The 15,075-nt window shown below is 66.0% G+C and carries 13 protein-coding genes and 1 tRNA gene; 1 reads left to right on the forward strand and 13 read right to left on the reverse strand.

Going from position 1 to position 15,075, the window contains the following annotated elements; genetic code table 11:
* Positions 1-31: 31 nt before the first annotated feature.
* The 13 genes from WFP78_RS05880 to WFP78_RS05940 all read right to left on the reverse strand — a co-directional run bounded on the left by WFP78_RS05880 (position 32) and on the right by WFP78_RS05940 (position 13,544).
* The gene (locus tag WFP78_RS05880; RefSeq protein ID WP_336959681.1) at positions 32-826 is read right to left on the reverse strand and encodes an aspartyl/asparaginyl beta-hydroxylase domain-containing protein; all 795 of its coding nucleotides are present in this window, start codon (positions 824-826) and stop codon (positions 32-34) included.
* A 192-nt stretch (positions 827-1,018) separates the two neighbouring features.
* A complete protein-coding gene (gene rplA / locus WFP78_RS05885) occupies positions 1,019-1,717 on the reverse strand; it encodes a 50S ribosomal protein L1 (RefSeq protein WP_336959683.1) in 699 nt (232 codons plus the stop codon).
* 3 nt (positions 1,718-1,720) lie between these two features.
* Positions 1,721-2,152 carry a 50S ribosomal protein L11 gene (gene rplK / locus WFP78_RS05890; RefSeq protein WP_336959685.1) on the reverse strand — a complete coding sequence of 144 codons (432 nt, stop codon included), beginning with the start codon at positions 2,150-2,152 and terminating at the stop codon, positions 1,721-1,723.
* A gap of 204 nt (positions 2,153-2,356) precedes the next feature.
* Complete coding sequence (gene nusG / locus WFP78_RS05895) at positions 2,357-2,893, reverse strand: transcription termination/antitermination protein NusG (protein ID WP_336959687.1); 537 nt, start codon at positions 2,891-2,893, stop codon at positions 2,357-2,359.
* Positions 2,894-2,939: 46 nt separating this feature from the next.
* Positions 2,940-3,146 carry a preprotein translocase subunit SecE gene (gene secE, locus WFP78_RS05900; RefSeq protein WP_275484960.1) on the reverse strand — a complete coding sequence of 69 codons (207 nt, stop codon included), beginning with the start codon at positions 3,144-3,146 and terminating at the stop codon, positions 2,940-2,942.
* Between the two features lie 173 nt (positions 3,147-3,319).
* Positions 3,320-3,395, reverse strand: a tRNA-Trp gene (locus WFP78_RS05905).
* A gap of 64 nt (positions 3,396-3,459) precedes the next feature.
* Positions 3,460-3,870 carry a low affinity iron permease family protein gene (locus WFP78_RS05910; protein WP_336959952.1) on the reverse strand — a complete coding sequence of 137 codons (411 nt, stop codon included), beginning with the start codon at positions 3,868-3,870 and terminating at the stop codon, positions 3,460-3,462.
* A gap of 155 nt (positions 3,871-4,025) precedes the next feature.
* Entirely contained in the window at positions 4,026-7,283 is a 3,258-nt protein-coding gene (locus tag WFP78_RS05915) for a TonB-dependent receptor (RefSeq protein ID WP_336959691.1), read from the reverse strand.
* Between the two features lie 118 nt (positions 7,284-7,401).
* Entirely contained in the window at positions 7,402-8,454 is a 1,053-nt protein-coding gene (locus WFP78_RS05920; RefSeq protein WP_336959693.1) for a purine nucleoside permease, read from the reverse strand.
* A 218-nt stretch (positions 8,455-8,672) separates the two neighbouring features.
* Positions 8,673-9,914 (reverse strand): dicarboxylate/amino acid:cation symporter, encoded by a 1,242-nt coding sequence (locus WFP78_RS05925; protein WP_336959696.1) that lies wholly within the window; start codon positions 9,912-9,914, stop codon positions 8,673-8,675.
* A 53-nt stretch (positions 9,915-9,967) separates the two neighbouring features.
* Positions 9,968-11,305 (reverse strand): M20/M25/M40 family metallo-hydrolase, encoded by a 1,338-nt coding sequence (locus WFP78_RS05930; protein WP_336959698.1) that lies wholly within the window; start codon positions 11,303-11,305, stop codon positions 9,968-9,970.
* The gene (locus tag WFP78_RS05935; protein WP_336959700.1) at positions 11,302-13,215 is read right to left on the reverse strand and encodes an outer membrane protein assembly factor BamB family protein; all 1,914 of its coding nucleotides are present in this window, start codon (positions 13,213-13,215) and stop codon (positions 11,302-11,304) included. The genes WFP78_RS05930 and WFP78_RS05935 overlap by 4 nt, the downstream gene beginning before the upstream one ends.
* The gene (locus WFP78_RS05940; protein WP_336959703.1) at positions 13,212-13,544 is read right to left on the reverse strand and encodes a c-type cytochrome; all 333 of its coding nucleotides are present in this window, start codon (positions 13,542-13,544) and stop codon (positions 13,212-13,214) included. Before WFP78_RS05940 ends, WFP78_RS05935 begins: the two co-directional genes overlap by 4 nt.
* Before the next feature lie 230 nt (positions 13,545-13,774).
* Here WFP78_RS05940 and WFP78_RS05945 point away from each other — a divergent pair, with 230 nt between their 5' ends.
* Positions 13,775-15,058: an amidohydrolase family protein gene (locus WFP78_RS05945; RefSeq protein WP_336959705.1), complete on the forward strand. Its 1,284-nt coding sequence runs from the start codon at positions 13,775-13,777 to the stop codon at positions 15,056-15,058.
* Positions 15,059-15,075: the final 17 nt, after the last annotated feature.

The following is a 15,075-nucleotide window of genomic DNA, read 5'->3' on the forward strand; positions in this document are numbered from 1 at the left end:
GATTTCTACGTGGACGCAGCGTCCGCCGGGCTTATTGCCCCACGCGGTTTGCCGACCATTGCGCAATACCCTTGCGCGCATCCTGCACGAAGCGGGACCGGCGCACGCCCTCCAGGAACAGGCCGCCCACGATCTTGCCGATGATGCCGACGGGGCGCCGGAACTGCAGCAGCAGCACGATGCGGGTCTCGTCCGTGTCGTTGCGCACTTCATGGTCGAAACAGTCGTCGAACACCAGGCACTTGCCTTCTTCCCACTGCAGCCACTGGTCGACCACGCGCATCCGGCATTTCCCGGCCTGTTGCGGCACCTGGATGCCCAGATGGCAGGTCAGGAACGCCTTGGTCACGCCGGTATGCGGCGGGATATGCGTGCCGGGCACCAGCACGGAGAAAAAGGCGGAGTTGAGCCCCGGAATGCGCGACACCAGTTCGGCCGTGCGCGGACAGGCCGTGCAATTGGCTTCGTCGCGATAGCCATAGCCGATGAGGAAATAGGAGCGCCAGCGCCCCGCCGGCGCAATGCGGCGGTGGTCGGGGGAGATCGTCGCGAGCGGCGGCACCGCCTCGATATCCTGCAGCGCGGCGGCGGCCTCGGCGCGGATGTCCTTCCAGTGCTTCTCCAGCTCCGGCACCCAGTCGAAGCTGTGCGGATCGTAAACGGGCCTGTCGCCGATCCGGGAGGAACCGGCGATCCAGCGATTGGTCTTGGGCTGTATCCATTTGCCGAAGCGCAGGATCAGCGGCTTCCTGGGGATCAGCTTTGAACTGGGCGGAAGGGTGGCGTTGATGTCATCCGGGATGTCGACGGGCGTCTGCTGATTCATCTGTCACTCATGTCGCTTCCATGCGGCGTGCCATGTACAGACGGCAACCGCATGTATGATCCGTCGATAGCGGCTGTCGATTGTCACTGCCACCCGTTGCGGTGGATAGCGAAACGCGCGGCGATGAAAAAAGGCCCCCGTCCATGCCGGACAGGGGCCTTTTTTTCTATTCCATCGGTGCCGTCAGGCCGTTCAGGCGCTGGCGACTTCCGAAACGTCGACCTTCACGCCCGGGCCCATCGAGGACGACAGGGCGATCTTGCGGACGTACTTGCCCTTGGAGCCCGAGGGCTTCGCCTTGACGATCGCATCGACGAACGCATCGAAATTCTTGCGCAGGTCGGCCTGGCTGAAGCTTGCCTTGCCCAGGCCAGCGTGGATGATGCCGGCCTTTTCGACGCGGAACTCGATCTGGCCACCCTTGGCGGCCTTCACGGCTTCACCGACATTCGGGGTCACGGTGCCCAGCTTCGGGTTCGGCATCAGGCCCTTGGGGCCCAGAACCTTACCGAGGCGGCCGACCAGGCCCATCATGTCCGGCGTCGCGATGACGCGCTGGAAGTCGATATTGCCGGCCTGGATGCTCTCCAGCAGGTCTTCCGCGCCAACCACGTCGGCGCCGGCGTCAAGCGCCTGCTGCGCCTTCTCGTTGCGGGCGAACACGGCGACGCGCACGGTCTTGCCGGTGCCGGCGGGCAGGGTGACGACGCCGCGGACCATCTGGTCGGCGTGGCGCGGATCGACGCCCAGGTTGATCGCCACTTCGACGCTCTCGTCGAACTTGGCGGTCGCGTGGGTCTTGATCAGCGACAGCGCTTCGTCAACGCCGTGCAGCTTTTCCCGGTCGATGGCGGCGCCAAGCGTCTTCGCCTTCTTCGTCAGCTTTGCCATGTCTTAGCCCTCCACCACTTCGAGGCCCATCGCGCGGGCGGAGCCTTCGATGATCTTCGTCGCCGCGTCGATATCGTTCGCGTTCAGGTCCTTCATCTTGACCTGGGCGATTTCGGACAGCTGCGAACGCTTGATCTTTCCGGCGGAAACCTTGCCCGGCTCCTTCGAGCCCGACTTCAGGCCAGCGGCCTTCTTGATGAGGAAGGTCGCCGGCGGCGTCTTCGTGACGAAGGAGAAGCTGCGGTCGGCAAACACGGTGATGACGGTCGGCAGGGGGGTGCCCTTTTCGACGTCGCCGGTCTGCGCGTTGAACGACTTGCAGAATTCCATGATGTTCACGCCGCGCTGACCCAGTGCAGGGCCGATCGGTGGCGAGGGGTTGGCGGCGCCCGCAGGCACCTGGAGCTTGATATAGCCCGTAATCTTCTTAGCCATTGTCACTCACTCTGTTGCTGGAAGGGCGCCCTTGCGGGCATCCCGTCCGGTTCAAGTTTAGCGGTCAGACGGCAGGTCCGAAGACCTGCCTCCCGCAATTATTCCCCGTGGGGAATGTCATGTGTTCCTGCGGAAGCAGGAACCCAGGGCGGCTTGCGCTGCGCCTGGAACCCTGGGCTCCTGCCTGCGCAGGAGCACAAGGGATTATTTCGACAGCTCGACTTGCTCGAAATCCAGCTCGACCGGGGTCGCGCGACCGAAGATCGAAACGGAGACCTTCACGCGGCTCTTCTCGAAATCCAGCTCTTCCACCACGCCGTTGAAGCTGGCGAAGGGGCCGTCCAGCACCTTGACGCTGTCGCCAATCTCATAATTGACGTTGATCTTGTGCTTGGGCGCGGCGGCCGCTTCCTCCTTGGTGTTGAGGATGCGGGCGGCTTCGGCCTCGCTGATCGCCTGCGGCTTGCCGGAGGAGCCCAGGAAGCCCGTGACCTTGGGCGTGTTCTTGACGAGGTGATAGACGTCGTCGTTCATCGCCAGCTTGGCAAGGACATAGCCGGGGAAGAATTTCCGCTCCGACTGCACCTTCTTGCCGCGGCGAACCTCGGTCACGGTCTCGGTGGGCACCTCGACCGATTCGACCAGCTGCGTCAGGCCCATGCGCTCGGCCTCCGCAACGATCGAATCGCGCACCTTGTTCTCGAAGCCTGAATAGGCGTGGATGATGTACCAGCGCGCCATGTTACCGATTCACACTCCAGTTGCTCAGGCCAGTCTTGGCCAATGCTCAGGCCTGGCCGGCGGCGAGCGCCAGCAGCCATTGCACGATCGCCCCGAACAGGGTGTCGATGCCAAAGAAGAACACACCCAGCAGAGAGGTCATGATGAGCACCATGATCGTCACCATCATCGTCTCGCGAGTCGTGGGCCACACGATCTTGGACGCTTCGGCTTTCACCTGGTTCACGAACTCGCTTGGGGACGTCTTTGCCACCTGTCGATCAACCCGTTCAAAAACAACAAAATCCGCGAAGCGACAGGCCGCCCTCCGGGTGTTGCGCCATCGTTTTTGATGGCCTTGCCCCGGATGCGGCCGCCCCTTCGCGACCGAAAATCTCGCGGGTCCATAGACTTACACACGGCTGAGCGCAAGTTTTCCGGCAAGTTTGGCAGGAGTGGAGGGACTCGAACCCACGGCATTCGGTTTTGGAGACCGACGCTCTACCAGCTGAGCTACACTCCTGCGCTCCGCGAAGGCGCGTCATTAGCTTGGGGGCGGGGGCAGTGCAAGCGGGGAGTGCAGCTTTTCAGCGGCGGCGGAGCAATTGGTCGACGCTGAGCGTGCCCGACAGGAACGGGTCGGCCCCTTCCTCGCATTCCGCCTCCAGCTGCGCGCGGATTTCCTCGATCTGCTTGTCGGTCAGATGCTCGATGCCGATGAAGGCGCTGCGCGCCGGCTCGATCGCCCGGATGATCTCGTCCAGCTTCGCCTGCATCGCCGCCGCATCGCGATTCTGCGAATTCTGGACAAGGAACACCATCAGGAAGGTGACGATGGTCGTGCCGGTGTTGATGACCAGCTGCCAGGTCTGGGAAAAGGCGAAGATCGGCCCGGTGATCGCCCAGATGACGACCGTGGCGAGCGCCAGGATGAAGGCGGCGGGCTGGCCGGCGACAAAAGCGATCCGCCCCGCCAGAAGGGTGAACAGGCGTTCCATGGGCATATTATCCTCTCCAGCGAAGCTGCGCTGCTTCTCTCAGATCGCGGACGAAATGAAAATGGGCGCCCGACGCAATGCGCGGGTGCCCATTTCCGTGCCGCAAGGCGCCGGAGCGCGCCGCGTCGGATGGGACGCGGCGCGCTCCGGTCGGATCAGAATTCGACCTTCGCGCCGATACGGACGCTCCAGATCGAATAGCGCGTCTGGTTGTTCACCGCAGGGTTGGAGAAGTTCGAATAACGATACTGGCCGCAGCTGTTGCTGCCCACGGCCACGCATGAGACGTTCACGACCGATGCCAGATAGGGGAATGTCACCTGGCGCAGCGAACCCCAGTCCTTGTTGATCAGGTTCAGCACATTCTCGATATCCGCGAACAGCTTGAAGCGCGGACCGTTCAGCGTCGGCACCGGCAGTTCCTGGTCGATGTGCAGGTCGATCTTCGACCAGTGCGGGCTGCGCTGCGAGTTCTTGGACAGGATCTGGCCGCGATATTTGCTCAGCCCATTGGCGTCGATGAAGGCATTGAGCGATGCCAGCGTGGCCGCGTCGGCTGCCGTGGTGTTGGCCACCAGCGGATCGTTGAGTGTCGGCACATACAGCAGGTAGCGGTTGACGCTGCCGGTCGCTCCAAACACATTGCCATGCCCGTTGGCGCCGAGCGTGTCGCTCATCGTCAAGCTGTAGGGGATACCCGAACGTCGCTCGCCGAACAGGCTGAAGCGGGTCTTGTAGTCGCCGAAGAACGCATGATCGAAGTCGAAGTGGACCTTGAAGCTGTTGCGAATCTCGTAGATCGACGTGCCATAGGCGGCGATGTTGGGATCAACCATCGCGTTTTGGCCGTAGGTGCCCGACCCGGTCGTGCCGTTCATCGAGCTGACATCGGTCACATCCTGGAAGGTGTAGCTGCCGCCCACCGACAGGCCCCAGTCCCAGCTCTTGTCGATGCGGGCGACCGCCACCAGCGAGTGGCCCTTCGACGTGTTGGAGAGCAGCAGGTCGGAATTTGCGCCGCTGGTCCCCGGGATCAGGCTGTAGATCGATCGGCCGTCGGGCGTCGTCCTGCCCGATGCGGCGATGCGCAGGTCGCGATAGATCGGCGCATTGTTTACCCAGCCATAATAAAGATCGCCGCCGAAGTTCCAGCCGGAACCCAGGAAACCCAGGTTTTTGGGCGTGTAGTCGATCGACAGGCTGCTCTTCCAGGTCGACTCCATCTTGTATTTGGGGTCCATCGCGTTGACGTTCGCCAATGCAAGCGAGCTATTGTTCGTGCGCAGATATTCGGTGAGCACGCTGGAGAAGTTGCGACCGTCGACACCGTTCAGCGCTGCATTGCAGACAGCCGCCGTCGGCAGCGTACATGTGCCGTCCGCATTGCGGCTGATCGTTACCGAGTTGCCGTTGACGCCCGCCACCGAATAGCTGTTGCCAAGGAAGACGTCCGGCGAGCCGCCTGCGAACAGACCCACGCCGCCACGGATCTTGAGTTCCGATGTCGGGGTCCAGATGGCGGAGAAACGCGGCTGGGCCACCATCTTGCCGTTGATCACCGCGCGGTTGCTGAAACCATAGCGTGCGGTGAAGAAGGTGTTGAGAAGCGGCGGTTCGATGCCGGCATACAGGTCCGTCCGCACACCGGCGCTCAGGCTGAGCGTCCGGCTGGGGTCATAGCTTGCCTGATAACCGAAGGTGTACTGGTCATATTTGAAGCTGGCGAGCACGTCATTGAGGTTGCCCGTGATCGAACCCGCCAGTGTCACGGTGCTCGCGCGCTGGGCCTGGAAGTCGGCCAGCGAGTCGAAATAATAGGTGCCGAGCGCGTTGGCGGTGAAGGCATTGGCAACGTCGAGATGCGACCATGCCGCCGTCGCCTTCATCGAAATGTCGCCCATTTCCCAGCGCATGGCGATGTCAGCGCCATATTGCTTGGTGCGAACATAGTTGAAATGCCGGAACTGATCCGGGCCGAAATACAGGCGAGCCGTGCCGGGGTTGGCGGTCGAACCCTGGGTGCATTGGATCGCGCTGCCGGTATTGGCGTTGGGATCGAGACAGACCTGCATCTGGCTGAACGGGAATTCGCCGAACGGCACTGGCGTGAGGTCGTATTTGCGGAAGTTGCCGCGGATTTCGGTGTGGAAATTGTCGGCCCAGTCGGAGTTCAGCTGGGCGACGTAGGACTGTACCTTTTCCGGGCGGCGGTAGTTGTTGGAAGCCAGCGCCAGCGCCGGGGTGGTCGCTGTGGTCGAGGAGAAGCCGGCGGTCGAACTGTTGGAACTGTCGTTGCGGATATAGGTGAAGGCCAGGCGCTGGCCGTCCATGATGTTCCAGTCCAGCTTGACCGTGTATTTCTCGTCCTTTTCCTGGGTCGACCGGGTCACGCCGCCCGGATCATAATTGTACACGGACTGGGAAATGCCGGTCAGCGTGTCGATCTGCGCATCGGACACATTGGGCACCACATTGGCGAAGCCGGCGGTGCCGATGGCGATCGGCGTGCCTTCCTCGATCTTTTCATAGGATGCCGCGAAGAACAGCTTGTCCTCGATCAGCGGGCCGGAAAGGAAGGCGCCGAAATTCTTGCTCTTGAAATCGAGGCTGACGCGGGCATCGCGGCTGCGGTCGCCGGTCAGCTTGTCGCTGGAATAGGTGTAGAAGGCCGAACCTGTGAACTTGTTGGTGCCCGAGCGCAGCACCACGTTCACGGCGCCGCCCTGGAAATCGCCTTCGGAAATGTCGAAGGGTGCGATCTTCACCGACAGCTGCTCGATGGCGTCCAGCGGCACCGGGCCGCGCGCGGTGGGCAGGCCGCCGACGTTCAGGCCGAAATTGTCGGAGAAGCGCAGGCCGTCGACCGAGAATTTGTTGAGGCGCGCATTCTGGCCGGCGATCATCACGCCGCGGCTCTGCGCCGGGTCGATGGTGGCGAAGGGGTCGCGGCGCACGATGTCGCGAATGTCGCGGCTGACGGAGGCGACGCCTTCGATCTCCTCGCGCCCAAGGACGGAGGCCGGGCCGGAGGACAGGTCGACCGCGCCGGACGTCGCGGCGGTCACGATCACCTCGTCGCCGGCGCCCTGCAGCGCGATCGGCAGGCGCAGCGGCTGGCCGGCGGTCAGCGAGATGTTGGTGACGGTGAAGTCGGAATAGCCCTCTGCCGCGACCGTCACGGAGAAGGGGCCGCCAATGCGCAGGCCGGACGCGGCAAAGGTGCCGTCATTGCCCGTGGTGGTCGATGTGGTCGTGCCCGAAGGCACATGCTTCACCGTCACCCTGGCGCCGGCGACCGGCGCGCCGCTTGCGGTCACTTCGCCGCGGATGGATGACGTGGTTTCCTGGGCATAGGCAGCGGTGGCCGAGCAGACTGCGATGGCGCAGACGCCGGCGTGCAGAAGATGACGCATCGAAATTTCCCCTTTTTCGGTCTGTTATTCCCGTTTTTCCCCAGCGGCCCCTTCCGCACGCCTCAGCATTGTCTAAGGGGCCGCAATCTCCATTCGCATGGTCGATGAAGGGCGCCCTCTATGGCGACCGCACGACCTCCGCGTCTCCGGGCACCTTGTCCCGCAATGCCTTCCAATGGCTGCTGATCCTGTCCACCACGGGCATGCCGACCAGAAAGGCCGCATTCAGCGAAGCCTGCAGCGCGGACAGGCCGGATGCCTCGGAAATCAGGCTCTCCGCGGCGCCCACGCCCTCGGGCTGGACCGAATAGTTGCTGCCCGTGCGCAGGATCATCAGCCGCGCCGGATCGGCCTTGCCCAGCCGGTGCAGCATGTTGAGCGCGTTGGCGACGCCCGTATCCTCCATCGCCGTCATGACGAAGGGTTCGCCGCCGCCGGTCCAGTAATCGGACCAGCGCTCGACATGGGTGTTGAGCAGCGCGCCGTGCCAGAATGTCTGGCCGCTCGCCTCCACGCCCCTGATCACGGCGGGCGGCTGGCCGGCGGCGGGATAGCGGGCATAGCTTGCGCGGATCTGCTGCAGGACGGGCGTGTCCGGGATGACGACGGTCTTCGTCAGGCCATAGGCCCAGTCGCGCAAGCCCTTGTTGAGCGGGAAGAGATTATATTGGGCGTCGCCATGGGGCGCCTGATAGGGGCGCTTGCTGTCGCGGGCGAACATGCCGGCGGGCCAGTCCCCGGGCGCCTCGCGCGGGTCGACGGCATAGCCATAGTCGGTGTCCACGACATCGCCGATCCACGCGGCGGAGCCGATGGATGCGCTGTTGGGATTGGTGCCCGCAATCGCCGCGACCAGCCAATAGGCATGGGAAAGGTCGAAGCGCGGATCGAGGCCCAGCGCTATGGTGGAGGCCGCCGCGCGATTCGTGCCGATGCCGGTCGAGAGCAGCAGCGCCTTGCGGACGGGGTCGTAGCGCAGATGGCGAAAGCCGGCGGGGAAGGGCATCACCTGCGGCATCACCTGTGCCCAGGCCTGATATTCGCCGGCACGGTCGCCGGTGTCCTCGCCGATCTCGAAAGCGGTGACAATGACGACGCGGACTTCGATGGGCGCGGGTGCGGGCGCACCGTCGGCGGCCAGCGCGGCAGGCAACGACGGCGCCAGCGCCATTGCCGCGGCAATGCACGCTGATCGACAAATCGACAACAGACCCCTGCAGAAACCCAAAAATCGGCCCCCAAACCGAAGGTGGCCTCTCCTGGATACCCCCATGTCCCCCGGGGCTTGGCGCATATGCTAACAGAGTTGTTGCGGTGCGCAAGATGTCGTGGCCCGCCTGGGCTTGCCGATGATCCATCCGGTGAGACGGAAGGCGTATGTTCCTGTCGCTATCCTTCGCGGGTGACGATGACGGCCAGGGCGAGGTCGCCCACCACGTTGAGCGTCGTCCGGCACATGTCGAGCAGCCGGTCGACACCGATCACGATCCCGATCGCGCTCGGCGGGATATCGACCATGCCCAGGATCATCGCCACGACCGGCAGCGACCCGGCGGGCACGCCCGCGGTGCCGATGCCGCCCAGCACGCATACCGCCAGCACGGACAGTTGCTGGCCCGCCCCAAGCTGGACGCCCAGCACCTGCGCCAGGAAGATCGCGGTCACGCTCTGATAGACGGCGGTGCCGCTCTGGTTGCCCGACGTACCCACGCCCAGCACGAAGCGGGCGACCTGGCTCGGCAGCTTCAGCCGTTCCTCGGCGGCCCGCAGCGCGGTGGGCAGGGTGGCCTGCGACGAGCCCGAGCAGAAGGCGATGAAGGCGGCGTCCTGCACGCCGCGGAAGAAGGCGAGGGGGTTGAGCCCGCCCAACATCCACACCGCCGAGGACAGTACCACGCCCATATACAGCATCAGCGCGAACAGGATGACGCTCACATAAGCGCCCAGATGGCTGAGCAGGTCCCAGCCGAACAGCACGGCGAGGTTGAACAACAGGCATGCCGCGGCGACCGGCGTGAACAGGATCACGATGCCGAGCAGGCGGATGCCGATTTCGAACAGGCCCTCGATTGCGGCGAGCAGGCGCGCGCTCGCGTCGGTGCGCACCAGGACCAGCCCGATGCCCAGCAGCGCGCCGAGGAAGATCACGCCCAGCACATTGCCCTGCGATGCCGCGGAGGCGATGTCGGCGGGAAACAGCCGCATCGCGATGCTCAGCCCGGTCGCCGCGGGAGCCCCCGCCGCGACCATCGGCTGCGTGCCGCGCGCGCTGGCGAGCAGGGTCTGTGCCGTCGCCTGATCGACCCCGTCCCCCGGGCGGAACAGGTTGGCCGCAGCAAGCCCGATCAGGGCGGCCAGCACGGAGCCCGCGACCGTCAGCGCCAGCGTGCGCCCGCCGATCCGGCGCAGCGTCTCCAGATCGCGCACCCCGCCCACGCCGCTCGCGATGGCGGAAAAGAGCAGCGGCAGCGCCAGGATGAAGAGCAGCCGCAGGAACAGTTCGCCGATCGGCCGTGTCACCTGTTCGGTGAAGCCCGCGACCCAGGGCGCGCCGGGCGCCCAGAGATTGACCGCGAGCCCGCCGCCCAGGCCGACCGCGAGGCCCAGGACATTCTGGATGTGCGCCGGCACCCGCCAGCGCCTGCGTGTCGCCGACGCCGGTGGCCGCGCCGCTTGAACGGGCGTCATTTTGCGGCTGCGGTTCCGCGCGGTTCGGCCGCCAGGCGGGACATCAGCAGCGCCGACCGCTTGGCCTGGAGCGGGATCGAGGTGAGATCGACCTGTTCGCCGGCGGCATGCGCGCCCTTGCCGACGGTGCCCAGGCCGGCGAGCGAATCGACGCGCGAGGCGATCACCGAGATGTCGCCGCCGCCGCGCTGCATCGGGTCGAGCGGCGGCATCTCCGCCAGCCCCATGTCGCGGTTCACGCCGTTCAGGCTGGCGAGCACCGCCAGGTTGCCCGGTGTCGCGGGCATCGCCGGCAGGCCGTCGTAGAATTGCAGCTTCGCATCGGTGCGCGGCAGGTGCTGCGCGACGATCGCCTGCATCCGTGCCTGGATCTTGGCGTTCTGATCGTCGCTGAGTGCGCGCAGGTCGCCCATCGCGATTGCGGTGCCGGCGACGATGTTCTTCTTGCCCGATGCGGTGCCCACCGTCTCGCTCTCGTCGAGCGAGGCCGTGGCGCCGCCGGACATCAGCCCGATATTGTAGGTGAGGCCATATTCGTGAAGCTCGCGGCGGAAGGTGTCGAGGATGCGCACCATCTCGAAATTCGCGCCATAGCCCACGCCCTCGCCGAAGATGCCCGAGCTATGGGTGCTGCGGCCCGTGGTGGTGAGCTTCCAGGCGTTGCTGCCGCGCCGCGCGACGGTGCCCATGTCCTTGCCGCCCTCGCGCGCCAGACCTTCGAAATCGAGCGCGACGTCGGATCGGTCGGCGGCCTCGATCAGGTCGCGGCGGGAGATTGTCATCGGCGTCGCCACGCGCTCCTCGTCGCCGGTCAGTACGACGATGATATTCGCGTTCTTGAGCGTGCCCGCCGCCTGCATCGCGCGCAGCGCCGCGACGATCACCACGTCGCCGCCCTTGTCGTCGCCCGCGCCCGGTCCGGTCGCCATATTGCCTTCCCGCTTGAAGGTGAGGAAGCCGCTAGACGGCTCGAACACCGTGTCGAGATGGCCGATCAGCAGCAGCCGCTTGCCCTTGGGGCTGCCCTTGTGCTCGGCGATCAGATGGCCGGCGCGCTTGACCTCGGCCATCGGCACCCAGCGGACGGTGAAGCCCAGCTGCTCGAATTCGGGCTGGATCGCGTCGGCCGTTCGCCTGACCCCTTCCGGGTTCATCGTGCCGCTGTTGATGTTCACCAGCTTTTCGAGCAGCGCGATCGAGCGTTCGCTCTCGCTGTCGATCGTCGCGATCATCTTGCGTTCGGCGGCAGACATCTGCGCGGCGGCGGGCGTCGCGTCCAGCGCGGCGGAAAGGGCGATCAGGCTGAGGGCGCCGCGCAGGCAGGTCATCTTCATTCATGGGTTCCTTTTTCGAGTGCGAAGGCGATCAGGGCGGAGGCCGTGCCGCTGCCGGTCGCGACGACCAGATATTGGCGCCCGTCGGCGCCGCGGTAGCTCATCGGGCTGGCGCCGGTGGGATAGGGCAGCGCGCCGCGCCACCGTTCCGCCCCGGTCGCCTTGTCGAAGGCATAGAGATAGCCGTCGCCGGCGACGATGAAGACCAAGCCGGGGGTGGAGAGCGGCCCGGCCAGGGTGTTGGTGTTGCCCAGCCGCGCGGGCAGCGCGACGCCCTTCAGCGCGGGATGGTTGCGGATCGATTCGCGGCCTTCGCCCAGCGGCGCGCGCCAGCGGATCGCGCCATGGTCCATGTCGACCGCGACGAGCATCGCATAAGGCGGCCGGGTGAGCGGGATGCCGCCCGGCAGCGTGACGGTGCGCGATCCCGCGGTGGCGGCATAGTCCGCGCGCATCGTCGGATCGTCGCCGGCCACCCGCGCCACGCGCGACAGCGAGATCGCATCGTTGACGCGCACATAGAGCGTATCGCTCGCCGGGTCGAAGGCCGCGCCGCCCCAATTGGCGCCGCCGCCCACCGATGGGCGCTGCAGCGTGCCGCGCAGGGTCTGCGGCGTGAAGACCGGCCCGATCCGGTACGCGCTCATCGCCGCGCGCGCCGCGGCGGCGATCTCTGGCGTCAGGTCGTTGGCGTCCTCCAGCGCGACGCCCTGGCCGATCAGCGGCGGCGGCAGGGTGGGGAAGGGCTGGGTGGGCGACAGCGCCTCGCCGGGGATGTCGGTATCGGTCGGCACCGGGCGCTCGACGATCGGCCAGACCGGCGTGCCGGTGACGCGGTCGAAGACATAGGTGAAGCCCTGCTTGCTCACCTGCGCGACCGCGTCGATGCGGTGGCCGCCGACGGTGATCGTCATCAGGTTCGGCGCGGCGGGATTGTCATAGTCCCAGACGCCGTGATGCACCGTCTGGAAATGCCAGCGGACCTTGCCGGTGCGCGCGTCCAGGCAGACCAGCGCTTCGGCGAACAACCCGTCGCCCTTGCGCGCGCCGCCGTAGAAGTCGTTGGTGGTGGTGCTGGTGGGGAGATAGACCAGGCCGCGCTTCAGGTCGGCGCTCATCGGCGCCCAGACATTGCCATGGCCGGTGCGCGCCCAGCTGCCGTCCCGCCAGCTTGCCGCGCCTGGCGCATCGGCCGATCGCGGGACGATGTGGAATACCCAGCGCCGCTTGCCCGTGCGCGCGTCGAACGCCTGGACAGCGCCCTCCGGCGGTGGATCGCTGAGCAGGCGGTCGGGCAGCGCGCCGCCCAGGATCACGACATCCCCCACTACCAGCGGCGGCGAGGAGGGCTGGAGATTCGCCGGATCGGCGATGCCGGGCCGATAGCCGGGGCCGGTGTTGATCGCGACCCGGCCATGATCGCCGAACCGGTCGACCGGGCGGCCGGTGCGTGCGTCCAGGCGATACAGGCCGGTGCGGCTCGCCACGAAGATGAAGAGCCGGCCGCGATCCCGCCATGCCGCGACGCCGCGATTCTTGAACCCGCTCGCCGAGCGCCACGGCCCCGGCGCCTCGCCATGCGTGTCGAAGCGCCACTTCTCCTTGCCGGTGACGGGATCGAGCGCGGCGACATTGCCATAGGGGGTGCTGACATACAGCAGCCCGTCGAGCATCAGCGGCGTCGTCTCGAACGCGGCAGGCGCGGTCTTGCCCGCCGGATCGGGGGCATCGAAATGGCGCCAGCTCCATGCCTGCCTGAGCCGGGGCAGGCTCGCCGCGTCGATGTCGCCCAGCGTCGTGTGGCGCGTGGCGGCGGCGTCGCCGGCATAGCTGGGCCAATCGTCGTCCGGCCGGGCATGGGCGATGCTCCCGCAGAGCATCAGCAGCAAGGGCAGCGCGCGGCGCATCATCGCGGCTTCGCCAGGAAGCCGATCACCGCGGCAAGCGTGGCGTCGGGCAATTGCTCGCGGGCGATCGGCGGCATCTGGCCGCTGCCTTCGCGCACCACCGCGCGGACATCGGCGGCGGGGATCGGCAGCGGGACCAGTTGCGGCCCCGCCGCGCCTTCGCCTTCCGGGCCGTGGCAGGCCGCGCAATGCCGGCGGAAGGCTTCGGCACCGGCTTCGGCGGCAGCTTCGGTTCCGGCGGCAGCGGGCGACGCAGGGCCGGTCTGCGCCCATAGCGGCGTGATCGCGGCGGCGCCGATGCCCAGGGCCAGGATGATCGGCGAACTTTGCATGCGGTCAAGGGCTATGCCGCACGCCTGTCACAAAGCTGTCGCGGGATGCCGCTTTCGTGACAGGTTGCAGACAGTTTTGCGGCCTAGCCCTTTTCTCATGGATTTGGGGAGCAGGCGATGTTCGGCACGATATTCCCGGTGAACGATGCCTGGCGCGAACGGCTCTGCAAGATCATTGCCGCCGCCTCGGATCGCGTGAAGCCGGTCGCTATGCAACAAGGGGGAATATCATGATCACGTCCGCACGATTGCGCGCCAACGCCTGTGCCAGTGCCTGCGCCAGTGCCTGCGCCACCGCGCTCCTGCTGGCGCCGTTGCCCGCGACAGCGCAGGTCGCGGCGACGCCGTTCACCCCCGCGCCGCAAAAGCCGGTGCCGATCACCATCCATGCCGGCGAACTGATCGACGGCAAGGGCGGGGTGAGCCGCGACATGACGATCACCGTGCTCGACGGAAAAATCACCGCGCTGCGCAAGGGCAGGCCGGCGTCCGCGCCGACCTATGACTTCGCCAGGCTGACGGTGCTGCCCGGGCTGATCGACACCCATGTCCACATCACCACGCATTTCAACGACGAGAACCGCGCGACCGAGGAGGGCGAGACGCCCGAGCAGAAGGCGCTCAAATTCTCCGAAAATGTCTATCTGACGCTGATGGCAGGCTTCACCACCGTCCAGAGCATCGGATCGAACGACGATTTCGCGCTGCGCGCGGCAATCGCCAATGGCCGGCTGCCGGGGCCGCGCCTGCTCAGCTCGGGCCAGCCGCTGCGCGACCCCAAATTGTCTCTGGACGCCATCCGCCAGACCATCGCCCTGCGCAAGGCACAGGGCGCCGACCTCATCAAGCTGATGGTTACGAAGAGCATCCGCGACGGCGGCGGCCAGACCTGGACCGACGAGCAGATCGCAGTCGCCTGCGACGAGGCGAAACGGCTCGGGCTGCGGACCTGGGTCCATGCCCATGCCGACAGCGCCGTGCGCGCCGCGATCGGGCATTGCACCACCGTCACCCATGCCCAGCTCGCGCAGCTCGATACGCTGAAGCTGGCGGGCGAGAAGGGCCTGTATATCGAGCCGACCTTCGGCCTGGTCCAGCCCAACTATATGCGCAACAAGGCGAAATATCTCGGCACGGGCAATTATACCGAGGACGCGTTCAAATATATGGAAGGCAATGTCCAGGAGAACAAGGACAAGTGGCGCCGCTTCCTGACAGTGACCAACGTCACCTATCTTTCGGGTGGGGACACCAATGCCGGCGCCGAGGGCGACAATGCCCGCGAGATCGTCTGGCGGGTGCAGCAGGGCCAGGACCCGATGAAGGCGATCATGGCCGCCACCTCGATCGACGCCAAAGCGATCGACCTGGGCGACCGGATCGGCGCGATTGCGCCGGGCATGGAGGCGGACATCATCGCCGTCGACGGCGACCCGTTGAAGGACATCACCGCGCTGTGGCGCGTCCGCTTCGTCATGAAGGGCGGCAAGGTCTACAAGAATGTGAGCGAGTGAGGCGCGGAGCCGGCTTC

Origin of the sequence: Sphingobium aquiterrae (assembly GCF_037154135.1) — a bacterium.
GTDB lineage: Bacteria > Pseudomonadota > Alphaproteobacteria > Sphingomonadales > Sphingomonadaceae > Sphingobium > Sphingobium aquiterrae.

Coding starts and splice junctions, on each gene's coding strand:
- WFP78_RS05880 (WP_336959681.1), bottom strand. CDS start 826: ATGAATCAGCAGACGCCCGTCGACATCCCGGATGACATCAACGCCACC.
- nusG (WP_336959687.1), bottom strand. CDS start 2,893: ATGGCGCGCTGGTACATCATCCACGCCTATTCAGGCTTCGAGAACAAG.
- WFP78_RS05910 (WP_336959952.1), bottom strand. CDS start 3,870: ATGGAACGCCTGTTCACCCTTCTGGCGGGGCGGATCGCTTTTGTCGCC.
- WFP78_RS05915 (WP_336959691.1), bottom strand. CDS start 7,283: ATGCGTCATCTTCTGCACGCCGGCGTCTGCGCCATCGCAGTCTGCTCG.
- WFP78_RS05940 (WP_336959703.1), bottom strand. CDS start 13,544: ATGCAAAGTTCGCCGATCATCCTGGCCCTGGGCATCGGCGCCGCCGCG.
- WFP78_RS05930 (WP_336959698.1), bottom strand. CDS start 11,305: ATGAAGATGACCTGCCTGCGCGGCGCCCTCAGCCTGATCGCCCTTTCC.
- rplK (WP_336959685.1), bottom strand. CDS start 2,152: ATGGCTAAGAAGATTACGGGCTATATCAAGCTCCAGGTGCCTGCGGGC.
- WFP78_RS05920 (WP_336959693.1), bottom strand. CDS start 8,454: ATGGCGCTGGCGCCGTCGTTGCCTGCCGCGCTGGCCGCCGACGGTGCG.
- rplA (WP_336959683.1), bottom strand. CDS start 1,717: ATGGCAAAGCTGACGAAGAAGGCGAAGACGCTTGGCGCCGCCATCGAC.
- WFP78_RS05935 (WP_336959700.1), bottom strand. CDS start 13,215: ATGATGCGCCGCGCGCTGCCCTTGCTGCTGATGCTCTGCGGGAGCATC.
- WFP78_RS05945 (WP_336959705.1), top strand. CDS start 13,775: ATGATCACGTCCGCACGATTGCGCGCCAACGCCTGTGCCAGTGCCTGC.